Raw genomic sequence first — 24,457 nt, 5'->3', positions numbered from 1 at the left:
GCGGCGTGCTGTCAGTGGGGCGCCCTAGACTCGGAGAGCGATGAGCAGCCTCTTTGACGACAGCTTCCTGGCGGACCTCCAGGCCCGGCGGGGCCCCGCGGACGAGCCCCCGCCGCCGCCCGAGGACGATCACGTTCCGGAGTCGATCCCGGACGATCTGTTCGGCGGGAAGTTCGACGCGCCGCCGGACCACGACCCCTACTACCGGGACGGCGCCCCCCGCCCGGTGGTGGACACCGCCACCCTCCTGGAGGGGCTGAACGACAACCAGCGCGCCGCCGTCGTCCATTCCGGCTCCCCGCTGCTCATCGTGGCCGGCGCAGGCTCCGGCAAGACCCGTGTGCTCACGCACCGCATCGCCCACCTGCTCGCCGAGCGGGACGTGCACCCCGGCCAGATCCTCGCGATCACCTTCACCAACAAGGCCGCCGGTGAGATGAAGGAGCGCGTCGAGCAACTGGTCGGCCCGCGCGCGAACGCCATGTGGGTCATGACCTTCCACAGCGCGTGCGTGCGCATCCTCCGGCGCGAGAGCAAGAGGCTCGGCTTCACCTCGTCGTTCTCGATCTACGACGCCGCCGACTCCAAGCGGCTGATGGCCCTGGTCTGCCGCGACCTGGACCTCGACCCCAAGCGCTTCCCGCCGAAGTCCTTCAGCGCCAAGATCAGCAACCTGAAGAACGAGCTGATCGACGAGGAGGACTTCGCCGCCCAGGCCACTGGGGGCACCTCCCAGACGGAGTCTGGGGGAGGGTTCGAGAAGACCCTCGCCCAGGCCTACGCGATGTACCAGTCGCGGCTGCGCGAGGCGAACGCACTCGACTTCGACGACCTGATCATGACGACGGTCAACCTGCTGCGCGCCTTCCCGGACGTCGCCGAGCACTACCGCCGCCGCTTCCGGCACGTCCTGGTCGACGAGTACCAGGACACCAACCACGCCCAGTACGCCCTGGTCCGCGAGCTCGTCGGCACCGCTGAGCACCCGGTCGACGTACCGCCCGAGGCCGAGGTCCCGCCCGCCGAGCTGTGCGTGGTGGGCGACGCCGACCAGTCGATCTACGCCTTCCGCGGCGCGACGATCCGCAACATCCTCCAGTTCGAGGAGGACTACCCGGACGCCACGACGATCCTGCTCGAGCAGAACTACCGCTCCACGCAGACCATCCTCAGCGCGGCCAACGCGGTCATCGAGCGCAACGAGTCCCGCCGTCCCAAGAACCTGTGGACCAACGCGGGCGCCGGTGCCCGGATCACCGGCTACGTCGCCGACACCGAGCACGACGAGGCCCAGTTCGTCGCCGACGAGATAGACCGCCTCACGGACGCGGGCGAGGCCAAGGCCGGCGACGTCGCCGTCTTCTACCGCACCAACGCCCAGTCCCGTGTCTTCGAAGAGGTCTTCATCCGCGTCGGCCTGCCCTACAAGGTCGTCGGCGGCGTCCGCTTCTACGAGCGCAAGGAGGTCCGGGACGTCCTGGCCTACCTGCGCGTGCTGGCCAACCCCGAGGACTCGGTGCCGCTGCGCCGGATCCTCAACGTCCCCAAGCGGGGCATCGGTGACCGCGCCGAGGCGATGATCGACGCCCTGTCCCAGCGCGAGAAGATCAGCTTCCCGCAGGCGCTCAAGCGCGTCGACGAGGCGTACGGCATGGCCGCGCGCTCCACCAACGCCGTCAAGCGGTTCAACACCCTGATGGAGGACCTGCGCACCATCGTCGAGTCCGGCGCCGGACCGGCCACGGTGCTGGAGGCCGTCCTGGAACGCACCGGCTACCTCGCCGAGCTCCAGGCCTCCACCGACCCGCAGGACGAGACCCGGATCGAGAACCTCCAGGAACTCGCCGCCGTCGCCATGGAGTTCGAGCAGGAGCGCGGCGAGGACGAGCAGGCCTCCCTGTCCGACTTCCTCGAGCAGGTCGCCCTGGTCGCCGACTCCGACCAGATCCCCGACGAGGAGGACGGCGACGGCGTCATCACGCTCATGACCCTGCACACCGCCAAGGGCCTGGAGTTCCCGGTCGTCTTCCTCACCGGCATGGAGGACGGCGTCTTCCCGCACATGCGCGCCCTCGGACAGGCCAAGGAGCTGGAGGAGGAGCGGCGCCTGGCCTACGTCGGCATCACCCGCGCGCGGGAGCGGCTCTATCTGACGCGCTCCACGCTGCGCAGCGCCTGGGGCCAGCCCTCCTACAACCCGCCCTCCCGGTTCCTGGAGGAGATCCCCGCGGCGCACCTGGAGTGGAAGCGCACCGGTGCGACCGCGCCCGCGTCCTCCGGGCCGGTCTCGGCGGTGGCGGCCTCGCTGTCGTCGTCCCGTTCCCGCTCGTCCGCCTCGGGCGCCTCCGGGTTCGCCACCCGCCGCACCTCGGAGAAGCCGGTGGTGTCGCTCGCGGTCGGGGACCGGGTCACACACGACCAGTTCGGGCTCGGAACCGTCGTCGCGGTCAAGGGCACGGGCGGCAACGCCGAGGCGACGATCGACTTCGGGGACACCAAGCCGAAGCGGCTGCTGCTGCGGTACGCGCCGGTGGAGAAGCTGTAGCCCGGTGAGGTGAACCGGTGGGCCCCTGCTCGCTCGACGACACCGTTGGCGAATCAGGCAGTTGTGTCCACGGGTTCTGCGGGGGATGAGGAAGGCTGTGTCGGTTCAGCACTCGTCGGCAAAGGGGGCCGTCTTGCGCAGCCTGTTGGCAGGGTGGTCCGCGTGTGCGAGTACGGGGTTGTCCTGGACCGATGGGCGCCGTGGCGGTGTGTCAACGAGGGCGGGAGGTCCGGGCCTTGTTCGAGGGCTTTGATACCAGGCGGGTTCAGGTCGATGAAGCATCGATTTTCGTTCGCTACGGCGGGGACGGGCCGCCGGTGGTGCTGCTGCACGGCCACCCCCGGACATCTGCGACCTGGCATCGCGTCGCCCCGCTCCTCGTCCGACGCGGTTTCACCGTGGTCTGTCCCGATCTCCGGGGATACGGCCGGTCCACCGGTCCGGCGCCTACCGCAGACCACGCGGGATACTCCAAGCGGGCTGTTGCCGGTGATGTGGTCGAGGTGATGCGCTCCCTCGGCCATGCCCGGTTCGCGCTCGCCGGGCACGACCGCGGTAGCAGTGTCGCGCTGCGTCTCGCGCTCGATCACCCCGACGCGGTCTCGCGGGTGGCGCTGATCGACGGTCTGCCCCTCACCGAGCACCTGTCCCGCATCACGACCGAGTTCGCCACGCAGTGGTGGCACTGGTTCTTCTTCGCCCAGCCGGACATCCCTGAGCGGGTCATCAACGCCGATCCGGACAGCTGGTACCACGGTGACCCCCAGAGCATGGGACAGGAGAACTATGACGAGTGGCGCGCGGCCACGAGGAACCCCGACGTGGTGCGGGCGATGCTCGAGGACTACCGAGCCGGCCTCACCATCGACCCGCGGCACGAGGAGGACGACCGCGCGGCCGGGACACGGATCCAGTGCCCGGCGCTGATCCTCTGGTCGCTCCGGGACGACATCGAGGACCTGTACGGGGACCCGGTGAAGATCTGGCGTCAATGGGCACCGGACGTACGCGGCCACGGCATCGACTCCGGGCATCACGTGGCCGAAGAGGCTCCGGAAGCGCTCGCATCTTCCCTTGCGGACTTCTTCGCCGGCCGAGCTGAGTGAGAAACCTCTGGGCCACCTCCCGCAGAGCACCGTAGGGAAGTGCTCAGCGCACGAGCTCTATCCAGCCGGTCCCAGGGGTGCCAGATGGGAAGTGCGGGTGCAGGCCCTTGGGGTGCCGGTCCACCAGGCGTTGAGGCGGTGGAAGTTCATAGCGGTTGCGGTGAGCTGATGTCGTAGCCGCGCCTTGGCCAGGCCGCGATACCGGCATTGCCGCAGACCGAAGGCCCGAACGCCCTGGGAGATGGTGCCTGCCGGACGTTACGTCGGGTCGATGCCGTGGCTGCGCAGCCACGGGAGCGGGTCGATGGCCGAGCCGCCGCCCGGGCGCACCTCGAAGTGCAGGTGCGGGCCGGTGGAGTTGCCGGAGTTGCCGGAGCGGGCGATCGGATCGCCGGCCTTGACGGTCGTCCCCGAGGCGACCGTGTAGGTGGAGAGATGGCAGTACCACGTCTCCGTGCCGTCCTTGGCGGTCAGGATCAGCATGTTGCCGTACGCGCTGTTCCACTGCGTGCGCACCGTGCCGTCGGTCGCGGCCATCACGGTCGTGCCGTACGAGACGGGGAAGTCGATGCCGGTGTGCAGGGACATCCAGTTGATGCCGGACTGGCCGTAGTAGGCGCTGAGTCCGTGCCGCGCGACCGGCAGGGCGAACTTGGGGCGCAGCCGCTCCTTGCGGGCCGCCTCCTCCGCCGCGCGCTTCTTCTCGGCGGCCTGCTGCGCCTTGAGGTCGATGCGCTCCTGCGTACGGCTGGCCCGGTCGGCGAAGTCGTCGGCGCCGGCGGCGAGGCTCTGGAGCTGGGTGTCCAGCTTGTTGTTGGCCGCGGCCGGCTGGACGGGCTGGGCGTCCGCCGCGGTCGTCCGTGCCTCGGCGGCACTGTCGTCGGCGAAGGTACCGACGGAGGCGGCGGCGATCCCGGCGACCCCCATCACACACGCCGAGGGCACCGCGATGGTCATCAGCGCCGAGCGCTTGGGGGGTGTGCGGCGGCGGGAACGGGACCCGGCGCGTGCGGCCGCCCGCGAGGACGGCGCAGGGGCGACGTCCTCCTGGTCGTCCAGGAGCGAGGTGACGACGGGCAGTTCACCGGTGGCGGCCGGTTCGTTGCCGTCCGCCGTGGGCTCGTAGCCGACCCCGGCGGATTGGTCGTAGGCGACCTGCTCGAACGTCGCGGTCTCGAGCTGGTCGAAGGTTTCAGCAGGGTGCTCGTACGCCTCGGGGGCCGGTGCCGCGGTGCCGTCGGAGTTCCACTGCGTGGCGTCGTACGCGCCCGTGTCGAAGGCCTGCGTGCCCCACTCCCACTGCTGGGTGCGGTCGGCGGGGTCGCCGGACTGGTCCGGCTGGAGCCAGGCGCCGGCCTCCCACTGCCCGGTGGCGTCCGGGGGCGGGCTCGGCGACGGGATCGCCGACATCGGCTGCTGCTCGCCCGTCCAGGACGTCGTGTCGTAGACGCCGGTGTCGTAGGCCGCGTGGTGCTGGGCCGCGTAGGCGTCGTAGTGCACGTTCTCGTGCGTGCCGGTGGGCCATTGACCGGTGTCGTAGGCACCCGTGTCGTGGCCGCCGCCCGGCATGTCGCCGAAGAGGGGATCCGTGGCGAAGGTCGTGGTGGCGGGCCCGGAGGCATCGAAACCGGCGCCGTGGGTACCGGCAGCGGTGGCACCGGTGGCACCGGTGGCGTCAAAACCGGTGGCGGCGTAGTCGCCGTACGTGGTGAGGTCGCCGTACTGGGCTTCCTGGGTGCCGTACGACGCGTAGGGCGCCGAGGCGGCGTCGGAAGCCGGAGCCGGGGTCATGGTCCCCGACGGGTGACGGTCGTTCACCAACTTCTCTTTCGCCTCGACAACAGGGGCTGCCAGAGCAGTGCGGCGACTGTACCCGGCGGTACGCGGGCACGACAATCTTCTGCAGGTTTCGCGCGCGCAGGAAACGGGCATTCGGCCGTGTTTTGGCGGACGGCGGGCACGGGTTTGGTTCTGTGTTCGAAGTTTGTTCGACCTTGAGCGGTGCTGTGGCGCGACGTGCCCGCTGTATGACGAGTTTCAGGCCACCGTCAGACCGCCGGTGTGTTCGGCGGAGGGTTCACCCGGCTGGGCCGTGTCGAGAACCTCCCGTATGCCGTTGGCGACGGCGGGGTGCACGGGCAGGGCGAGATGACCGATGCCGGTCACGTGCACGTTCTGCGCCATCAGGTCGGGATGGTCGATACGGGCCGTCTCCACCGGGTCCATCACATGGTCCAGGTCGCTCCAGAAGCCGACGAAGCGCGTACGGCAGTCAGGGGCGGGCAGAGTGAGCTCCTCGAGCACCGGTGAGCCGGGGCGCATCTGGCGCACGATGGGGTGCGCGTTCGCCACGGGCATCACCCGGGTTCCCGCGTGCGGCGTGCCGAGCGTGACCAGCGTCCGCACACGCGCGTCACCGCCGAGCCGCTGCACGTAGTAACGCGCTATCAGACCGCCGAGACTGTGCCCGACGACGTCGACCCGCCGGGACCCGGTGCGCTCGCAGACCTCCTCGATGTGCCGGCCGAACTGCTCGGCCGCGGCCCGTATGTCGCAGGTCAGCGGCGAGTAGTTGACGGACTCGATCTGCTGCCTGCCGTGCTGGGCGAGGCTGCGGCGCAGCAGGACGAAGACCGAGCGGTTGTCGATGAAGCCGTGCAGCAGGACGACCGGCGGCTTGGCCCGCGTGGGCAGTTGGGCGGCGCCGTCCACGGGCGGCACCGGAACCGGGGCGCGCCGCTCCTGGGCGATGCCCGACGGGTAGAGGAGGAGATGCCCGGCCAGGATCGCGAACTCCAGGGCGGTCGCCTTCAGCAGGGCCACGGAGAGTCCCGCGAACCTGCCCGGCAGCAGGCGCTCGCAGAACGGAAGAAAGGGCAGAGCAGCCCTGGTGACCTTCATGGCCGACCTCCTGTCGGCACGCGGGAGGACGGTTCCGCCCCCCGTGTGCCCTCGTGGAAAGCAGCTGCGGAGGCGGCCGGCGTCGACCGCGCGAGCGGCGTGAGCCGCATGAGTCGCGTGAGCTGCGGGGGCAGAGCGCGGCGTGTGGCGTCCGGGACGCCGGACGTGCGACGGGGGTCCCCGACCGGTGGGGTGACGGGGGTCCCCGCTGATGCGCCGTGTCTGCCCTGCTGGCTGTGCGTGCGGTCCGTGCCGTGAATGCGGTGCTTGCTCTGCGTGCCTTCGCCGAAGTGTCCGGCCGCCGCTGTGTGCCCTGGGCGGCGTGGCGGTACGGCAACCCCGTTGCGACTCCCCTTGCGCTTGTCCCATCGTGTGATTTCCCCCTCGCTCTCCGCCCCGAAACTGCCGGTTGCGGGATGCTGGAGATAACGTTCGTTCACTTGCCCGGACGGTTCGGGGCGGGGAGTCCGTGCGGTGCGGCATGTACGGCTTGCCCGATGTGTGCGGTACTTGTCGGTACGGATGGATGTAGTCGCTTCATGGAGGCAGTGATGGGTGTGGCAGCCGGTCCGATCCGCGTGGTGGTGGCCAAGCCGGGGCTCGACGGCCACGATCGCGGGGCCAAGGTGATCGCGCGGGCCCTGCGCGACGCCGGTATGGAGGTCATCTACACCGGGCTCCACCAGACTCCCGAGCAGATCGTCGACACGGCGATCCAGGAGGACGCCGACGCGATCGGGCTGTCCATCCTCTCCGGAGCGCACAACACGCTCTTCGCGGCGGTGATCGACCTGCTCAAGGAGCGCGAGGCGGAGGACATCCTTCTCTTCGGCGGCGGGATCATCCCCGAGGCGGACATCCCCCTGCTGAAGGAGAAGGGCGTCGCGGAGATCTTCACCCCGGGCGCGACGACGGCGTCGATCGTGGACTGGGTCCGGACGAACGCGCGCCAGCCCGCGGGGGCCTAGGCCTGCGGCGGTCCGGCCCGGGCCGGCGGGTCCGGGCGGGCCGGGCGGTCCGGCGGGTCCGGGGGGTCCGGCGGGTCCGGGGGGTCCGGCGGGTCCGGGGGGTCCGGCGGGTCCGGGCGGTCCGGCGGGTCCGGGCGGTCCGGCAGATCCGGCAGATCCGGCCGGTCCAGTGGCTCCGGCCGGTGGCCGTGCGTTCTCGCTCCGGGGAACTCGCGGCCTGACGGCTGTCTGTGGCGGCCGTGCCTGTGGTCGCCGTGCTTGCTGTGCTCCCTGTCGTTCCTGTCGCCCCTGTGGTCCTGCCTGCCTTGTCCGCTGCCCGTGCCGTTCGTCTCGTAGCTGACGTCGGTGTGCTCCGCGGCGTCCGGCGGACCGCCGGGCGGACCGCCCGGCGGCCGGAAGGTCCCCACCTTCCGCCGGGCGGTCCGGGGTCAGGCCGTTCCCAGTTCCTCGGCCATCGCCGCGCGCAGACGCAGGGTCGTCACCAGGCGCTGGAAGGCCTCTGCCCAGTAGCCGCCCGCTCCCGGGGACGCGTTCTCCGGTTCGTCCGGCACGGCCAGCAGGGCGTCGAGCCGGGCGGCCTCGGACGGGTCGAGGCAGCGCTCCGCCAGGCCCATGACCCCGCTGAAACTCCATGGATAACTCCCCGCGTCCCGAGCGATGTTGAGCGCGTCCACCACGGCTCCGCCGAGCGGCGCGGCCCAGGGCACCGCACATACTCCGAGCAACTGGAAGGCCTCGGACAGGCCGTGCGCGGCGATGAAGCCGGCCACCCACTCGGCCCGCTCGGCGGCGCCCAGCGTGCCGAGCAGCTTGGCGCGTTCGGCCAGCGAGACCGCCCCAGGACCGCCCGCCTCCGGCGCCGACGGCTCGCCGAGCAGCGCGCGTGCCCACGCGGCGTCCTCCTGACGCACCGCCGCCCGGCACCACGCCGCGTGCAGTTCGCCCTGCCAGCCGTCCGCCACCGGCAGCGCCACGATCTCCTCCGGCGTGCGTCCGCCGAGCCGCCGGGACCAGGTCCCGAGCGGTGCCGCCTCCACCAGCTGGCCGAGCCACCAGGACCGCTCACCCCGCCCCGCCGGGGCCTTCGCCACGACGCCGTCGCGCTCCATGCCCGCATCACACTCGTGCGGCGCCTCGACGACGATCGCCGGGGTGGGCCGCGTAGCCGCGCCCGGTCCCTCGTTCGCACTGCCGGTGGCCGGCGGCTGGGCGATCTGCGCGTGGTCGAGGGCGACGCAGGCCTCCGCCCTGACCGCCATACGCGCGGCGAGCGCCGAGCCGGGCAGGGACGACAGCAGCTCCGCCGCCGTCGCCCGGACGTTGCGGCTGCGGTCGGCCAGGGCTTGCTCCAGGAACGGCTCGTCGTCCGCGCCCAGGCCCGCCCGCAGCGAGTCGAGGAACATCAGCCGGTCCTCGGCCCTTTCCGTCGCCCAGGTCGTCGCCAGCAGGTCGCGTGCGGCGGCCGGTTCGCGGGAGCGCAGCGCGGACAGCAGGGCCACCCGTTCGGCGAACAAGCCCTCCTGCCAGAGCTGCTGGATACGGTCGTCGTCCCCGATGGGCGGCAGGGCCGCTCCGCCGCCCGGGGTGGCCCGCAGGGCGAATCGCCAGTCCGGGTTCAGCCGCGCCAGCCACAGGGCCCGCGGCCCCGCGAACTCCAGCACCGCGGGACGCAGGTCGGTACGGCCGCGCGCCGCGTCCAGCAATGCCGGAAGCGCCTGCGGAGGCGGTGCGAACCCACGGGCGTTCGCCGCGGCGAGCCATTGGGGCAGCAGCTCCATCAGGTCGGGCGCGGCGCCTCGCCGGCCACCGCCGGACGGGCCGGGGCGGTCGGCCAGCAGCATCGCGAGCCTGCGGGCCGCCGCCGATGGCAGGGCGGGACGCGGGTCCTGCGGAGCCGGCTGCGGCCGCTCGGCCGCCCGCGCGGGACGCAGACCGGCCCGGCGCCGCACGGTCTGCACGGCCGCCGCGTCCAGCAGGGCCGCGGGGGCGTCCGGGCCGGGCGTGGTGCCCGGCGGGGTGCGGCGGTCGGTGCCCAGCAGCGCGGTGGTGACGAGCCCCTCCCAGGCGTCCGTGCCGGGCGCGTTGACAGGAGCGGAGATCCTGGTCATGAGCTTCCTTTCCGCAGGGCGCCCGGTGGTTGAAGGCTCGCCCTTACCGGATGTCCCGTGATGCCTGAAAGATTCGTGGATCTGTGGGATGCGTGAGACGGGGTGAACAGCCGTGGCTGGGAGGGGCGTCGGTGTCTGCGCCCCGCCGCCCTTGTGGGGGGTGGCCGCCCCGCTCGTGTCTGCGCTGCCGCACGCCCGGGCCCGGTGGCCCTGCCCCTGACCGTGCCCGCGTCGCGGCCTCAGCACAGGGCGACTGCCTCGCCCGGTCCGTCGGGCCAGGCCGTCAGGGGGGTGAAGCCCTGGTGGCCGCATTCGCCGAACACCTTAACCGGGGCGCCGCCCGACAGGGCGATCAGCCGCCACAGGCCCGGCCGGGAACGCGCGGTGGGAGTGAGGGGCAACGCCGCGTCCTCGTCGGCGTCCGCCAGCTGCCACGAGTCGCCGTTCGGGGCCGGGACGACCCGGTCCAGCGTCACCGGGACGGAATCCAGCCACGGATCGTCGCGCAGGGCGTCTCCGTAACGGGCGGCCGCCTGGGACGTCGTCATCCCCGGTGGGCGTATCGCCGAGGGCGCGGGCGGGGCGAACTGCTCGCCCAGGGCCACCCGCTGCCCCGCGCCCGGATACGCGGACACCTCCGCCTCCAGGGCCAGCCCCACCGGAAGGGCATGCTCCGGAGCGCGTCCGGCGGCGCCGTAGGAGAGGAGCAGCACGGTGCGGTGGGACTCGGCGCCGTACAGCCAGATGCGGCGGGTCGTCAGGCGTGGGTCCGTCGTGTCGTACTGGGCGAGGACCAGCCAGCGGTCCCGCAGCGGCGGGCCGTCCGCGGAGGCCGGCAGGCCGATGCGGGAGCGGACCGTGGCGGCGAGACCGTCCGGGAGCCGCTCGCGGCGCAGCCAGCCCTGGCCGAGGAGATGCAACAGCGCGCACTCCTCCAGCAGCCGCACCGGCCAGCCAGGCCCCGTGGACGGGATCGCCCCCAACTCCCGCACCCTGCCCGCCAGACCCTGGGCCTGGGCGTCGACCATCCGGGCCGCGGTCTCGTCCCAGAGGCCGTACCCCGCCTGCTCCGCCGACGCCAGGCCGCCGCGCAGCAGGTCCGTCAGGCGCTGCTCCAGCTCCACCGCGCCCGCTGTGACCCGCTCGGCCCTGCGCTCCGCCCGGCGCCGCGCCGCCTCGGGATCGGCTGCCCCGGACGCCGCACCGGAGCCGTCCCCGCTCCTCTTCTCCTCCGCGCGCCTGCGCCGACCCTCCATCCACTGCCCGGCCCACTCCGGAGCCTGCCCCGGCGGCACCGCCGCGTCGTCACCGGCCCAGAGCAGCAGCAGTCCGAGGGCGTGCTTGCACGGGAACTTACGGCTCGGGCAACTGCACTTGTACGCGGGCCCGGCGGCGTCCGCGATGTCGACGACCGTCTGGTAGGGCTTGCTCCCACTGCCCTTGCACAGCCCCCACACCGCCCCCTCCCCGGAACTGCCCGTCTCGGACCACGGTCCCGCCGCGCCGAGTTTGCTGCCCGCTTTGCGTGATGCGGCGTCAGGTGCCAGTGCCAGCACCTGGTCCGCCGTCCAGCGCACCCCCTGCTGAGTCATGCCATCGAAGGTAGATCCCACCACTGACAATCGGGTCGGCGAGCGGCGTCGGCGGGGCGTTTGCGCAGGTCGGAACGCATTGTCAGTGGTGTGGTGCAACGTTGGCGACAGATCCGAACCGGCCGAGCTGGAGGGGGACTTTGCCATGACTGTGTCCGTTGAGCCGACATCCGTCGAAGCGGGGGAGACGCGACCGGCCCAGGCGTTGCGACCGCATGCCGAGGACGCCTTCGCCCACGAACTGGCAGCGCTGGCCGCTCAGGACGACCGTCCGCGTCCGGCCCGCTGGAAGCTGTCGCCGTGGGCCGTGGCCACCTACCTGCTCGGCGGCACGCTGCCCGACGGCACGGTGATCACGCCGAAGTACGTGGGGCCGCGCCGCATCGTCGAGGTCGCCGTCACCACGCTCGCCACCGACCGCGCCCTGCTCCTGCTCGGCGTGCCGGGCACGGCGAAGACCTGGGTGTCCGAGCACTTGGCCGCGGCCGTCAGCGGTGACTCCACCCTGCTGGTTCAGGGCACCGCCGGAACCCCGGAAGAGGCCATCCGCTACGGCTGGAACTACGCGCAGCTGCTCGCGAACGGGCCCAGCCGCCAGGCCCTCGTGCCCAGCCCCGTCATGCGGGCCATGGCGGAGGGCATGACGGCCCGCGTGGAGGAGCTGACCCGGATCCCGGCCGACGTGCAGGACACGCTCATCACGATCCTGTCCGAGAAGACCCTGCCGATACCGGAACTGGGCCAGGAGGTGCAGGCGGTCCGCGGCTTCAACCTGATCGCCACGGCCAACGACCGCGACCGCGGGGTCAACGACCTGTCCAGCGCCCTGCGCCGCCGCTTCAACACGGTGGTGCTGCCGCTGCCGGACAGCCCCGAGGCCGAGGTGGACATCGTCGCGCGGCGCGTCGACCAGATCGGCCGCTCCCTGGACCTGCCGGCCGTGCCGGACGGGCTGGCCGAGATCCGCCGCGTCGTCACGGTCTTCCGGGAGCTGCGCGACGGGGTCACGGCCGACGGCCGGACGAAGCTGAAGTCGCCCAGCGGCACGCTGTCCACGGCCGAGGCGATCTCCGTCGTCACCAGCGGGCTCGCCCTGGCGGCGCACTTCGGCGACGGCGTGCTGCGGCCGGGTGACGTCGCCGCGGGCATCCTCGGCGCGGTGGTCCGCGACCCGGCGGCGGACCGCGTCATCTGGCAGGAGTACCTGGAGACGGTCGTGCGCGAGCGCGACGGCTGGAAGGACTTCTACCGGGCCTGCCGCGAGGTGAGCGCGTGACCGGCACGGGGCGGGGGCGCCGGGCGGCGGGACCGCGGCCGGCGGCGGGTTCGGATCGGGCGTGCGGGACGGGAGGGGGATGACGTGACCGGTGTGGAGAGCACCGCGGGCCGGGGGGCCGGGGCGGGACCGGTGCTGCTCGGGGTGCGGCATCACGGGCCGGGATCGGCGCGGGCGGTGCGGGCGGCGCTGGAGGGCATCCGGCCGCGGGTCGTGCTGATCGAGGGGCCGCCCGAGGCCGACGCGCTGATCCCGCTCGCGGCCGAGGCGGAGATGCGGCCGCCGGTCGCCCTGCTCGCCCACGCGGTGGACGAGCCCGGCCGCTCGGCGTTCTGGCCGCTGGCCGAGTTCTCCCCGGAGTGGGTCGCCGTCCGCTGGGCCCTGGAGCACGACGTACCCGCCCGCTTCATCGACCTGCCGGCCACGCACACGCTGGCCTGGGGAAGGCAGGAGGACGAGGCGGCAGTGGGCGAAGGCCCCCCGGCGGGCGGGACGGCGGCGGACGGGGACACCGCCCCGGACCCGGCCGGCCTGCGGATCGATCCGCTCGGAGTGCTCGCCGAGACCGCCGGTTACGACGACCCGGAGCGGTGGTGGGAGGACGTCGTGGAACACCGGGGCGCGGCAGAGGACGACGCCCTCGCGCCGTTCACCGCGCTCGAGGAGGCCATGACCGCCCTGCGGGAGACCTACGGCAGCGGGGGACTCGACCGGGACCTCGTACGCGAGGCGTACATGCGGCTCCAGGTGCGGGCCGCCGAGCGGGAGTTCGAGGACGCCGTGGCCGTCGTCTGCGGGGCCTGGCACGTACCCGCCCTGCGGCAGAAGACCACCGTCGCCGCCGACAAGGCGCTGCTGAAGGGACTGCCCAAGGTCAAGACGGACATGACCTGGGTGCCGTGGACCCACCGCAGGCTGTCCCGCAGCAGCGGCTACGGGGCCGGCATCGACTCGCCGGGCTGGTACGGGCACCTGTTCAGCGCCCCGGACCGGCCGGTCGAGCGGTGGCTGACCAAGGTGGCGCGGCTGCTGCGCGCCGAGGACCGGATGGTCTCCTCCGCGCATGTCATCGAGGCGGTGCGGCTGGCCGAGACGCTCGCCGCGATGCGCGGCCGTCCGCTGCCCGGCCTGAGCGAGACGACCGACGCGGTGCGGGCGGTGATGTGCGAGGGATCGGACGTACCGATGGCCCTCGTGCGGGACCGGCTCGTCGTGGGGGATGTGCTGGGGGAGGTGCCGCCCTCGGCTCCGGCGGTGCCGTTGCAGCGGGACCTCACCCGGCTGCAACGACGGCTGCGGCTGAAGCCGGAGGCACTGGAGCGGGAGGTCGAGCTCGACCTGCGCAAGGAGAACGACGCCGCCCGCAGCAGACTGCTGCACCGGCTGCGGCTGCTCGGGATCGCGTGGGGCGAACCGGCCGCCTCCCGTGGCAGCACGGGCACTTTCCGGGAGACCTGGCGGCTGCGCTGGGAGCCCGAGCTGGCCGTGCGGGTCGCCGAGGCCGGGGTGTGGGGCACGACCGTGCTGTCCGCGGCGACCGCGAAGGCCGAGGGGGACGCCGTCACCGCCGAGGGCCTGGCCGACGTCACGGGGCTCGCCGAGCGCTGCCTGCTGGCCGAACTGCCCGACGCGCTGCCGACGGTGATGCGGGTCCTCGCCGACCGGGCGGCCCTCGACACGGACGTGGGGCATCTCGCCCAGGCGCTCCCGGCCCTGGTCCGCACTCTGCGCTACGGCGACGTGCGCGGCACGAACACCGGTGCCCTCGCGGAGGTCGCGGCGGGACTCGCCGAGCGCGTCTTCGTCGGACTGCCTCCGGCCTGTGCCGGGCTCGACGCGGACGCCGCCGAGGAGATGCGGCGCCATGTGGACGCGGTGCACGCAGCCGTGGGGCTCCTGGGCGACGCGCCCGCGGAGGGACACGGCAGCCTGAGAGGCCGCTGGCAGTCGGTGCTGCGGGTGCTCTCCGGGCGGGACACCGTGCCCGGGGTGATCCGGGGCCGGGCCGTGCGGCTCCTGCTCGACGACGGGGAGCTGGCGCAGGACGAGGCGGCCGTGCTGATGGGCCTCGTCCTGTCGCCGGGCACCCTGCCCGCGGACGCGGCCGCCTGGATCGAGGGCTTCGTCGGAGGGGGCTCCGGCGGCGGGATGCTCCTGGTGCACGACGAACGGCTGCTGGGGCTGGTCGACGCGTGGCTCACCGGCGTGCCGGCCGAGGCCTTCACCGACGTGCTTCCCCTGCTGCGGCGGACGTTCTCGGCGTACGAGCCCGGGGTGCGCCGGACCCTCGGTGAACTGGTCCGGCGCGGGCCGGGCCCCGGGGGCGGCAGGGCAGCGGCCGGCTCGGGGACACCGGGATTCGCGGCCGAGCTCGACCTGGCGCGCGCGGACGCCGTGCTGCCCGTCGTGCGGCTGCTGCTGGGGCTGGACGACGTGGACGAGAACACCGGTAACGACCTGGCGGGGGTGACGGGATGACGATCCAGGCACGGAAAGAGCGGACGGCGACGCGGGAAGTAGGGGCCATCACGACGGGCGGTCTCCGGGTGGAGGCGCGGCCGGCGAGGGCCGTGCCGGTGATCCCGCTCTGGGAACGGCCTCGCGAGGGAGGACGGCGATGACCCCCCAGGTGACGGACCCGGCGCAGGAGCGGCTGCGGCGGTGGCGGCTGGTCCTCGGGGGCGACGCGGCGGACGGCACCGGCTGTGCGCTGTCGGGGCAGGACGCCGCGATGGACGGGGCGCTCACCGCGCTCTACGGCAGGAAGGACGGCAAGTCACAGGGCGGCCGGGACCGTTCGGCGGGACTCGGGGCGTCGGCACCGTCCGTGGCGCGCTGGCTCGGTGACATCCGGACGTATTTCCCGTCCTCCGTCGTGCAGGTCATGCAGCGCGACGCCATCGACCGGCTCGGCCTCGCCACCCTGCTGCTGGAGCCGGAGATGCTCGAGGCGGTGGAGGCCGACGTGCACCTCGTCGGCACACTGCTCTCCCTCAACAAGGCGATGCCGGAGACCACGAAGGAGACGGCCCGGGCCGTCGTGCGCAAGGTCGTCGACGACCTGGAGAAGCGGCTCGCCACCCGCACCCGGGCCACCCTCACCGGCGCCCTCGACCGCAGCGCCCGCATCAGCCGGCCGCGTCACCACGACATCGACTGGAACCGCACCATCGCGGCCAACCTCAAGCACTACCTGCCCGAGTACCGGACGATCGTGCCGGAGCGGCTCATCGGGTACGGCCGGGCGGCGCAGTCCACCAAGAAGGAGGTCATCCTCTGTATCGATCAGTCGGGATCCATGGCGGCATCGGTGGTCTACGCATCGGTGTTCGGGGCGGTCCTCGCCTCGATGCGGACGATCTCCACGCGACTCGTCGTCTTCGACACGGCGGTCGTCGACCTCACGGACCAGCTGGACGACCCGGTGGACGTGCTGTTCGGCACCCAGCTCGGCGGTGGCACGGACATCAACCGGGCGCTCGCCTACTGCCAGTCGCAGATCACCCGGCCCGCCGAGACGGTGGTCGTGCTGATCAGCGACCTCTACGAGGGCGGCATTCGCAACGAGATGCTCAAGCGGGTCTCCGCGATGAAGGCGTCGGGGGTGCAGTTCGTGACGCTGCTGGCGCTCTCGGACGAGGGGGCACCGGCGTACGACCGCGAGCACGCGGCGGCGCTCGCGGCGCTGGGGGCACCGGCGTTCGCGTGTACGCCCGACCTGTTCCCCGAGGTGATGGCGGCGGCGATCGAGAAGCGGCCGTTGCCGATACCGGACGCGGCGTGAGGCTCCGCGTGTGCCGGCGTACCGTCGCCCGGTGTGCGGCAGCGCACCGGACATGACGGCCCGTCGGTAGGCAAGGGCTTGCGCAACCTCCGCACTCCCGTGCGAGGATCGGCGCCTGCTCGGCCGTGTGTGCTGGTGGCCGGGTGGTACCGCTTCCGTCGCACGGGAGGAAGCCCCCCACGTGACCTGGTCAGCAGCCCCGCCCGAGGCCGCGTTGCGCGTGCCGCGCACAGCGCTCGGGCGGCGTGCGCTCCAAGTGACGCTGCTGGCGGGCGGGTTGCCGGCCATCGGGCTGGTGTGGGGTGAACGGGCCCATGCCGCGGGCTCGGTGGAAACGCCGCCGGAGGTCCGTGCCCGGCAGGTGATCAGCGGCCCTGAGCTGCTGGAGCGACCGCATGTTCACCGGCCGGCCCGGTCCGGCCGCGTTTCCGGTGCGGGCCGTGTCGTTCGGGCTGCGGGTGAGGTGCCCACTTCACCCGCGCTTCAGGGCGTGTCCGCGATCCCGCACTCGCCCCCGCTACCCACCTCCCCCGCGCTCCCGGACAAGCCCCTGCTCCCGAGCAGGCCCGGGCTTCCCACCTCGCCCAGGCTCCCGGTCTCGCCTGCGGCCCTCGCCTCGCCCGCGCCCCCGGACGAGCCCGCGCTCCCGAGCGGGCCCGGGCTTCCCACCTCGCCGGCGCTCCCCGTCCTGTCCCGGCTGCTCCTCCCGCCCGGCGGGCTTGGGGTGATACCCGGTACGCACGCAGGGATCCCCTGGGTGCCCAGGTGGCCGGGGCGCCTCGTACTACCGGGTGGCCACCGGCTGCCCGCCTCGGTCGCGGCCGTTCCGCAGCAGTGGGCCGGGACGGCTGGGGAGGAGTCTGTGCTCCCTGAGCGGGCCGGGGTGGCCGGTGTCGCCGGCCGGGGGCTGCACGGCGCCAGCGGCACCCAGCGGATCAGAGGCCCGGTCCGGGACCGGACAGGTCACTGTCGGTGCGGCCACGGCAGCGGCCACGGCCACGTCGGTCGGCCCGGCCCCACTGCGTCGCCCGCCACCGCCGGACGCACCTCCGCCCACTGCCCGTCCGGCGGCCGTCCCGGCGGCGTGGCCGGGGGTCGGGTGACGGCCGACGGCCGATCGTCGCGGCATGGCGACGCCCCCGCCGTCACCCCGCGCCTCCCCGCACCGCTCGGTCCGCTGCCCGGGGCATGCACCCGCACCTCTGCGGGCGGCACCGGGAGCAGCCAGAGGGGCGTCCCCCTCTTCCCCGGCTAGTTCCGCAGGCCGTGCAGGCCCGATCGGTGGGGCCGCGCGGCGCTCCTCCCCAGTCGCTTCACGAGGCCTCACGCCCGGACGGCCGAAAGCCGTCGGTCGTCCGAAGCGGAAACCCCCGTGAAGGGGCCGGGTGGTCCCCAACGGGGTGGGGACGACCAGGCCCGCACCCCGGAGAACCGGGCCCTGAACGGGGCCTCGGCGCTCCTTCGGCGGTGTCCGGCGGGCCTCACCGGGCCAACCCCAACCCGGTGAGGCCCCTCACCCGCTCCTCACACCCGGCACGCCGTGCCAGAGAGCGCGGCATCATGTGACAGGTATCACCGCTCAGGTGTGACCCTCGATTTAGAGGCCCCCCGCAAGCAGCGATAACCTGCGAGACGGACATGCCGCGCGCTCGGACACCGTGTGCGCCTCCCTTGTGACAGACAGCGGACGTCACGTTGCCCTCGCGGCACGCCCACGCAGACAACGAACCGCGAGATCACTGATAGGGACGGAAGCGCGTGGACCTGTTCGAGTACCAGGCGAGGGACCTCTTCGCCAAGCACGATGTACCGGTGCTGGCCGGTGAAGTCATCGACACGCCTGAGGCGGCCCGCGCAGCCACCGAGCGCCTCGGTGGCAAGTCCGTCGTCAAGGCCCAGGTGAAGGTCGGCGGCCGTGGCAAGGCCGGTGGCGTCAAGCTCGCCGCCACCCCCGACGAGGCGGTCGAGCACGCGACCAACATCCTCGGCATGGACATCAAGGGCCACACGGTCCACAAGGTGATGATCGCCGAGACGGCCCCGGAGATCGTGGAGGAGTACTACGTCTCCTTCCTCCTGGACCGTGCCAACCGCACCTTCCTCTCCATCGCGTCCGTCGAGGGCGGCATGGAGATCGAGGAGGTGGCGGCCACCCGCCCCGACGCCGTCGCCAAGACGCCGATCGACGCCAACGAGGGCGTGACCGAGGAGAAGGCCCGCGAGATCGTCGCGGCCGCCAAGTTCCCGGCCGAGGTCGCTGACAAGGTCGTGAACGTCCTGGTCAAGCTGTGGGACACCTTCATCAAGGAGGACGCCCTCCTGGTCGAGGTCAACCCGCTGGCCAAGGTCGCCTCCGGTGACGTCATCGCCCTGGACGGCAAGGTCTCCCTGGACGAGAACGCCGAGTTCCGCCAGCCGGAGCACGAGGCCCTCCAGGACAAGGACGCGGCCAACCCGCTCGAGGCCGCCGCCAAGGAGAAGAACCTCAACTACGTCAAGCTCGACGGCGAGGTCGGCATCATCGGCAACGGCGCGGGTCTCGTCATGAGCACCCTTGACGTCGTCGCCTACGCCGGTGAGGCGCACGGTGGGGTCAAGCCCGCCAACTTCCTCGACATCGGTGGCGGCGCCTCCGCCGCTGTCATGGCCAACGGCCTGGAGATCATCCTCGGCGACCCGGACGTGAAGTCCGTCTTCGTCAACGTCTTCGGTGGCATCACCGCCTGTGACGAGGTCGCCAACGGCATCGTCCAGGCGCTGCAGCTGCTCAAGGACAAGGGCGAGGACGTCACCAAGCCGCTCGTCGTCCGTCTGGACGGCAACAACGCCGAGCTGGGTCGCAAGATCCTCTCCGACGCCAACCACCCGCTGGTCCAGCGCGTGGACACCATGGACGGCGCGGCCGACAAGGCCGCCGAGCTCGCGGCTGCTGCGAAGTAAGGGACGAGGGACTACACAGCCATGGCTATCTTCCTCAACAAGGACAGCAAGGTCATCGTCCAGGGCATGACCGGTGCCACGGGCATGAAGCACACCAAGCTCATGCTGGCCGACGGCACGAACATCGTCGGTGGCGTCAACCCGCGCAAGGCGGGCACGTCCGTCGACATCGACGGCACCGAGATCCCGGTCTTCGGCACGGTCGCCGAGGCGATCGAGAAGACGGGCGCCAACGTATCCGTCCTCTTCGTCCCGCCGGCCTTCGCCAAGGCCGCCGTCGTCGAGGCCATCGACGCCGAGATCCCGCTCGCGGTCGTCATCACCGAGGGCATCGCCGTCCACGACTCGGCCGCGTTCTACGCCTACGCCGTGTCCAAGGGCAACAAGACCCGGATCATCGGCCCGAACTGCCCCGGTCTCATCACCCCGGGCCAGTCCAACGCCGGCATCATCCCGGGCGACATCACCAAGCCGGGCCGCATCGGCCTGGTCTCGAAGTCCGGCACGCTGACGTACCAGATGATGTACGAGCTGCGGGACATCGGCTTCTCCTCCGCCGTCGGCATCGGTGGCGACCCGGTCATCGGCACCACGCACATCGACGCCCTGGCCGCGTTCGAGGCGGACCCCGACACCGACCTGATCGTCATGATCGGTGAGATCGGCGGCGACGCCGAGGAGCGGGCCGCGGCCTTCATCAAGGAGAACGTGAAGAAGCCGGTCGTCGGCTACGTCGCGGGCTTCACCGCGCCCGAGGGCAAGACCATGGGCCACGCCGGCGCCATCGTCTCCGGCTCCTCCGGCACGGCCGCCGCGAAGAAGGAGGCCCTCGAGGCCGCCGGCGTCAAGGTCGGCAAGACGCCGACCGAGACGGCCAAGCTGGCGCGCGAGATCCTCGCGGGCTGAACCAGGCCAGAGCTCATCGGTGGGCCCGCTCCCTGCACAGGGAGCGGGCCCACCGCCGTTTCCGAGCCCCCACCGCCGTTTCCGCCGCTTCCCCGCCCCCATCCGCCGTGTTCGCGCTCCCGCAGCCCCTCACCAAGGCTGCGGAAGCAACCGTTCCGGACCCTGCTGCTCCTCCTCGCGCAGCTTCGCGCGCAGTTCCCGCTCCGACTCCGACAGCGGCCCGGGCGCGACCGGCGGCGGCACGCCCTGAACCGTCTCTCCCGCCGGGACCGGTGGCTCGTAGTGGGTGGGGGCCGTGCGGGCGGTCAGGGCCGTGGTGCCGATCAGCGCGGCCGTGAAGGCGATGGCGGCCCGGGTCCAGAAGCGGGCACGGCGCTCCCCGCCCCTGCGGACGGTCAGCGGCTTGGAGGCCCGCAGCCGCTCGGTGGAGGCCAGTTCGACGAGCCGCCAGTGCAGTGTCTCCGGGTCCGCCAGCTCCGGCAGCCGTTCGGCGACGGCCTCGCGGGCGTGCGCCAGCCGGTTCACCGCGGCGCGGGTGCTCGCCTCCGTCTCCGCCGCCGTCTCCGGCAGGCCGAGGCCGACCCCGTCGTAGAGCACCAGCGTGCGGCGGTAACACGGGGGGAGCCTCAGCAGGGTGTCCATCAGCGCGCGGTCGAAGGCGTCGGACGGGGGCGGCTCGGGGTACCGGTAGCGGGGCCGGAGCCGGTGCCACGGGGAGAGCGCGCACTCGTACGCCACCGCGCGCACCCAGCCCGCCGGGTCGCGGTCGCGGGCCACCTCGGGCCAGCGCTGCCAGGCGATCTGGAAGGCCCGTTCCACGGACTCCCGGGCCAGTTCACGGCGGCCGGTCAGCAGATAGGTCTGCCGCACGAGCGCGGGGGCGCAGAAGGCGTAGAGCGCGTCGAAGGCCTCGTCGGGGGTCAGGGCGGTGACGGCGTCGTCCGGCCGGCGCGGTGACATCGTGCGCGGACGGCCGGTGAGGATGACGCGGTGCCCGTGCGGGACGGGGTCGTGGCTGCGGTCGGGGACGGTGACCGGGCCGCGCCCCCGGTCCTTGGCGGCGGGCCGTTTCCGGTCGGTGGCGGCACCCTTGCGTCGCGCCCGGGTGGCTCGCCGTGCGGCGGCCGCCTCGGAGGCGGGGGCCGGCTCACCGGTGTCGGCGGTCGCCTCCTGAGGGGCGGTCACCTCCGCCTCGTCGCCCAGTGAGTCGAGCAGCTTCGCGTACTTCTCCCCTTTGCGCCCACGCGGCGTGGAGCGGCCGGTCTCCCACCCGCGCACCGTCTCGCTGGTGACGCCCACCCGGGAGGCCAGCTGAGCACGCGTCAGCGAGGCGGCCTCGCGCAGGCGTCGGCGTTCCTTCGGCGGGGGGAGGGGGATGGCAGGGCTCTGCGTCACAGGGCGCCCCTCCGTCCGGAAAAGTACATAAACGTATATTGAGCGACACAACGGTGGTTCGCCTGTTACGACGGGAAAGCGCGTGTCGTTGGGAGCATGGCGGTCGTGACCGAGATGACCGCTCGCCGACGTTCGCCGTCGCCCCTGCTCAGCCGGATGCGCGACCGCTCGCCCGGACTGGCGGGCGGCCTCATGGGAGGCGCGCTGGCGGCGGGCCTGGGGCTCGCGTCGTTCGCCGTGCTCGTGATGCTGCTGTGGATCAGTTCGCCGTACCCGGACAGCGGCCCCGGCGGTGCGATGCACGTGGCGGCGGCGCTGTGGCTGCTGGCGCACGGTGCCGAGCTGGTCCGCTCGGACACGCTCTCCGGTGTCCCCGCCCCCCTGGGTGTTCCGCCCCTGCTGTTGCTGACGCTGCCGGTGTGGTTGCTGCACCGGGCGGGACGGGACGCCGTGGACGGCGGAGAGGACGAGGACGACGAGTCCGGCACCGACCTCCGGCCGGTCGCGCCCCCGCCCCTCGTGGCCCCGCGCACGGCATGGACGGGTGTCGTCCTCGGCTACCTCGCCGTCGCCGCGCCCGCCGCCCTGTACGCCGCCGGCGGTGTGCTGCGCCCGTCGTGGGGGTGGACGGGGGTGTGCGTCCCGCTGGTCGCCGTCGTGGCGGCGGGGGCGGGTGTGTGGTCGGCGTACGGCTGTCCGCACCGGCCGCTGCGGCGGCTGCTGCGCGTGCTGCCGACGGGAGTACGTCCGCTGGTGCTCGGCCCGGACGGCCGCCCGGGTGTCGCCGCCCGGGCCGCGGTCGCCGGGACGGCGGTGCTCCTCGGGGGCGGTGCGCTGCTGATGACGGTGTCACTGCTGGGGCACGGAGCGACGGCCCAGGCGTCGTTGCTCCGGCTGACCGAGGGGTGGTCGGGGCGGTTCGCCGTGCTGCTGCTGTGCGCGGCTCTGCTCCCCAACGCGGCGGTGTGGGGCGCCGCCTACGCCCTCGGCCCGGGTTTCGCCCTCGGCGCCGGGTATGCGGTCGGCCCGCTGTCCTCGGCACCGGCTCCGTACCTGCCGCCCTTTCCGCTGCTGGCGGCGGTGCCGGAGGCGGGGGAGGGGACGCCGGTGCACTGGGCGGCAGCCGGGCTGGTGGCGGTGGCCGCCGGGCTGACCGTCGGCTGGACGGTGGCCGAGGCCGCGGCAGTCGGGGAGCCGGGCGGGACGCGGCCGGGCCGCCCGCGTCCGCAGGTCGTCTGGTCGGCCGGCCGCACCGCCCGTGCGGCGGCGCTGGCGTCGGTGCTGGGCGCGGCGGTGCTCGGAGCTCTGGCCGCCCTGTCGGGCGGCCCCCTCGGCTCCGACGTGCTGTCCCGCTTCGGCCCGGTGTGGTGGCAGGTCGCCGCCGCGACCGTGGCCTGGCTGGGACTGCTGGCCATCCCGACGGCGGTGGGCGTACGGGCCTGGCGCTGCCGCACGCCCGGGACGGACGAGCCGAAGATCGGCAAGCAGCGCGAGGACGCGGCCGAGGTCCCTGACGGGGCCGGCCGGCTCCGACAGGGCTCCCGGCGCGGCCGAGGCTGGTTCACCCGCACCTCGGTCGCCGGGATCGCCGGAGTGGTCGGCGGCACCGGTGCCGCCGACCCGGACAGGCCTGCCGGACGGGCCGACGGCACTCGTGCCGGGGGTGAGGAGGACCTGTTCGGCTTCTGGGGCGCCGGTGCCGCCGACGCTGCCCGGGGGGCCGCGGGTGCCGAGGCCGCCGGGGGCGCCGGAGAGACCCGGGGAAGCCGGGCCGCCGGGTGGGCCGGAGGCGAGGACGAGGCCCTCGGTCCGTGGGGCGGCGCGCTCGCCGACACCGAGGACGACCCCCGGTACGGATCCCTCGGCCAGGACCCGGACGCCGACACCGACCGGAGGCGCTACGGCTTTCCGCCCTCCGGCCCGGCTCCCGAGCGCCGCGACCCTCAGGCCCCGCCCGACCGGCCCGCCGCGCCGGAAAGGTCCTGAGGCGTCAGTCGTCCGTCCCCAGCAGCCCCCGGAGCTCCTCCGGCAGCAGCGAGGTGCAGGCCTGCTCCGCCTCGTTGGTAAGGGCGTCGGTGGTGCAGGTGTAGTAGTCGCGGTAGACCATCTGTGCCGTGAAGGACGCGGCGACCAGGGCGATCGCGAGGGACGCCGTGACCAGGCCGGTCACCGCCGCCGTCGTCGGGCGGCCGCCCTGCGGCTCGGGAGCGGGGGAGTCCGGGTCGGGCCTGCGGGGCTTGGCGCGCAGGGAGCTGATGGCCCAGTACAGGGCCAGCGCGCCGAGCAGCAGGGCCACGTACGGCCAGCTGAAGAGGGCGAAGAAGAAGGCCCACATGCCCGACAGCAGCGCATAGCGGGCCCGGCGCTGCACGGGGTCCGTCGGGTCCCAGCGCATGTTCGGGCCGCCGCCCTGCGGTCCGCCCTGGCCCTCGGGCCCGCTGCGGGGGCGCTCACCGAAGCCGCCGGGGGAGCGGCCGGGCTGCTGGTCGCTCCACTGGCTGCCCCAGGGCGCGCGGTCGCGACCGCCGCCGTCCTGTGAGCCGTGGGAGTCCTCGGAGCCGTCACCCGTGGGCCGCCGGGGCTGCCAGGGCCGGTCCGGCGTGCCCTCGGGCGGCGGGGCGAAGGGGTTGTCCTCCTGGGACCCGCGCCCCCGCCCGTGCCCGCCGTCCCCGCCGGAAGGCGCGTCGGGCGGTGAGCTGGGGCGCTCCCGCAGCAGCACGGCGCCGCGCTCCCCTCCCTGCGGCGACAGCTGGGGGAACGTGAGGAGTCGCAGGCTGCGGTCCGGCATCAAAGTGAGCGTCTTCCCGTTGATGAGGAGGAATGGGTGGACAGAACGGAACGGCGTCGGACCCGGGTCCGTCACCTCCTGAACGCACCACGTCCGGACGTCGTTCCCGAACCGGCTCCGCCCAGACGCTACCTTCCGGCCCCGCCCC

15 protein-coding genes and 1 pseudogene are annotated in these 24,457 nt (G+C 73.3%); 9 read left to right on the top strand and 7 right to left on the bottom strand.

What is annotated here, in order from left to right:
* The first annotated feature begins 40 nt into the window (after positions 1 to 40).
* Together pcrA and AB0I06_RS11395 are read left to right on the top strand one after the other, a co-directional pair.
* A complete protein-coding gene (gene pcrA / locus AB0I06_RS11400; RefSeq protein ID WP_363118541.1) occupies positions 41 to 2,545 on the top strand; it encodes a DNA helicase PcrA in 2,505 nt (834 codons plus the stop codon).
* Between the two features lie 236 nt (positions 2,546 to 2,781).
* Positions 2,782 to 3,651, top strand: a complete 870-nt coding sequence (locus AB0I06_RS11395) for an alpha/beta hydrolase (protein ID WP_363118644.1) — start codon at positions 2,782 to 2,784, stop codon at positions 3,649 to 3,651.
* Positions 3,652 to 3,708: 57 nt separating this feature from the next.
* Here AB0I06_RS11395 and AB0I06_RS11390 read toward each other — a convergent pair.
* From AB0I06_RS11390 to AB0I06_RS11380, 3 genes and pseudogenes are all read right to left on the bottom strand, one after another.
* Positions 3,709 to 3,900 (bottom strand): annotated as a pseudogene (locus AB0I06_RS11390) (transposase); the annotation flags it as partial.
* A 9-nt stretch (positions 3,901 to 3,909) separates the two neighbouring features.
* A complete protein-coding gene (locus AB0I06_RS11385) occupies positions 3,910 to 5,469 on the bottom strand; it encodes a peptidoglycan DD-metalloendopeptidase family protein (RefSeq protein WP_363118540.1) in 1,560 nt (519 codons plus the stop codon).
* A 219-nt stretch (positions 5,470 to 5,688) separates the two neighbouring features.
* Positions 5,689 to 6,552, bottom strand: coding sequence for an alpha/beta fold hydrolase (locus AB0I06_RS11380; RefSeq protein ID WP_363118539.1), 864 nt, complete (start codon positions 6,550 to 6,552; stop codon positions 5,689 to 5,691).
* A gap of 551 nt (positions 6,553 to 7,103) precedes the next feature.
* Between AB0I06_RS11380 and AB0I06_RS11375 the strand changes: the two genes are divergently transcribed.
* Positions 7,104 to 7,520, top strand: a complete 417-nt coding sequence (locus tag AB0I06_RS11375) for a cobalamin B12-binding domain-containing protein (RefSeq protein WP_363118538.1) — start codon at positions 7,104 to 7,106, stop codon at positions 7,518 to 7,520.
* Between the two features lie 428 nt (positions 7,521 to 7,948).
* Here AB0I06_RS11375 and AB0I06_RS11370 read toward each other — a convergent pair whose 3' ends face one another.
* Together AB0I06_RS11370 and AB0I06_RS11365 are read right to left on the bottom strand one after the other, a co-directional pair.
* On the bottom strand, positions 7,949 to 9,628 hold the full coding sequence (locus tag AB0I06_RS11370; RefSeq protein ID WP_363118537.1) for a DUF5691 domain-containing protein: 1,680 nt from the start codon (positions 9,626 to 9,628) through the stop codon (positions 7,949 to 7,951).
* Between the two features lie 239 nt (positions 9,629 to 9,867).
* On the bottom strand, positions 9,868 to 11,220 hold the full coding sequence (locus tag AB0I06_RS11365) for an SWIM zinc finger family protein (RefSeq protein WP_363118536.1): 1,353 nt from the start codon (positions 11,218 to 11,220) through the stop codon (positions 9,868 to 9,870).
* Between the two features lie 145 nt (positions 11,221 to 11,365).
* On the opposite strand from AB0I06_RS11365, the gene AB0I06_RS11360 reads away from it, so the two are divergent.
* The 5 genes from AB0I06_RS11360 (at position 11,366) to sucD (ending at position 20,126) form a co-directional block, all read left to right on the top strand.
* A complete protein-coding gene (locus AB0I06_RS11360; protein WP_363118535.1) occupies positions 11,366 to 12,496 on the top strand; it encodes an AAA family ATPase in 1,131 nt (376 codons plus the stop codon).
* A gap of 84 nt (positions 12,497 to 12,580) precedes the next feature.
* On the top strand, positions 12,581 to 14,974 hold the full coding sequence (locus tag AB0I06_RS11355; protein WP_363118534.1) for a DUF5682 family protein: 2,394 nt from the start codon (positions 12,581 to 12,583) through the stop codon (positions 14,972 to 14,974).
* A 139-nt stretch (positions 14,975 to 15,113) separates the two neighbouring features.
* Entirely contained in the window at positions 15,114 to 16,280 is a 1,167-nt protein-coding gene (locus tag AB0I06_RS11350) for a VWA domain-containing protein (RefSeq protein WP_363118533.1), read from the top strand.
* A gap of 1,758 nt (positions 16,281 to 18,038) precedes the next feature.
* Complete coding sequence (gene sucC, locus AB0I06_RS11345) at positions 18,039 to 19,220, top strand: ADP-forming succinate--CoA ligase subunit beta (protein ID WP_363118532.1); 1,182 nt, start codon at positions 18,039 to 18,041, stop codon at positions 19,218 to 19,220.
* A gap of 21 nt (positions 19,221 to 19,241) precedes the next feature.
* Entirely contained in the window at positions 19,242 to 20,126 is an 885-nt protein-coding gene (gene sucD, locus AB0I06_RS11340; protein WP_363118531.1) for a succinate--CoA ligase subunit alpha, read from the top strand.
* A gap of 129 nt (positions 20,127 to 20,255) precedes the next feature.
* Here sucD and AB0I06_RS11335 read toward each other — a convergent pair whose 3' ends face one another.
* A complete protein-coding gene (locus AB0I06_RS11335; protein WP_363118530.1) occupies positions 20,256 to 21,521 on the bottom strand; it encodes a helix-turn-helix domain-containing protein in 1,266 nt (421 codons plus the stop codon).
* A 96-nt stretch (positions 21,522 to 21,617) separates the two neighbouring features.
* Between AB0I06_RS11335 and AB0I06_RS11330 the strand changes: the two genes are divergently transcribed.
* A complete protein-coding gene (locus tag AB0I06_RS11330) occupies positions 21,618 to 23,507 on the top strand; it encodes a DUF6350 family protein (protein ID WP_363118529.1) in 1,890 nt (629 codons plus the stop codon).
* Between the two features lie 4 nt (positions 23,508 to 23,511).
* On the opposite strand, the gene AB0I06_RS11325 is transcribed toward AB0I06_RS11330, so the two are convergent.
* Entirely contained in the window at positions 23,512 to 24,309 is a 798-nt protein-coding gene (locus AB0I06_RS11325; protein WP_363118528.1) for a hypothetical protein, read from the bottom strand.
* Positions 24,310 to 24,457 lie beyond the last annotated feature (148 nt).

It is taken from the genome of Streptomyces sp. NPDC050674 (assembly GCF_040654575.1).
GTDB lineage: Bacteria > Actinomycetota > Actinomycetes > Streptomycetales > Streptomycetaceae > Streptomyces.
Note: the sequence above shows the minus strand (reverse complement) of the source record. Positions and strands in the feature narration are given on the sequence as shown.

Excerpts from the sequence above, each read along its gene's own strand:
- AB0I06_RS11330 (WP_363118529.1), top strand. The coding sequence starts at position 21,618 with ATGGCGGTCGTGACCGAGATGACCGCTCGCCGACGTTCGCCGTCGCCC.
- AB0I06_RS11365 (WP_363118536.1), bottom strand. The coding sequence starts at position 11,220 with ATGACTCAGCAGGGGGTGCGCTGGACGGCGGACCAGGTGCTGGCACTG.
- AB0I06_RS11360 (WP_363118535.1), top strand. The coding sequence starts at position 11,366 with ATGACTGTGTCCGTTGAGCCGACATCCGTCGAAGCGGGGGAGACGCGA.
- pcrA (WP_363118541.1), top strand. The coding sequence starts at position 41 with ATGAGCAGCCTCTTTGACGACAGCTTCCTGGCGGACCTCCAGGCCCGG.
- AB0I06_RS11380 (WP_363118539.1), bottom strand. The coding sequence starts at position 6,552 with ATGAAGGTCACCAGGGCTGCTCTGCCCTTTCTTCCGTTCTGCGAGCGC.
- AB0I06_RS11350 (WP_363118533.1), top strand. The coding sequence starts at position 15,114 with ATGACCCCCCAGGTGACGGACCCGGCGCAGGAGCGGCTGCGGCGGTGG.
- AB0I06_RS11325 (WP_363118528.1), bottom strand. The coding sequence starts at position 24,309 with ATGCCGGACCGCAGCCTGCGACTCCTCACGTTCCCCCAGCTGTCGCCG.
- sucD (WP_363118531.1), top strand. The coding sequence starts at position 19,242 with ATGGCTATCTTCCTCAACAAGGACAGCAAGGTCATCGTCCAGGGCATG.
- AB0I06_RS11370 (WP_363118537.1), bottom strand. The coding sequence starts at position 9,628 with ATGACCAGGATCTCCGCTCCTGTCAACGCGCCCGGCACGGACGCCTGG.
- AB0I06_RS11375 (WP_363118538.1), top strand. The coding sequence starts at position 7,104 with ATGGGTGTGGCAGCCGGTCCGATCCGCGTGGTGGTGGCCAAGCCGGGG.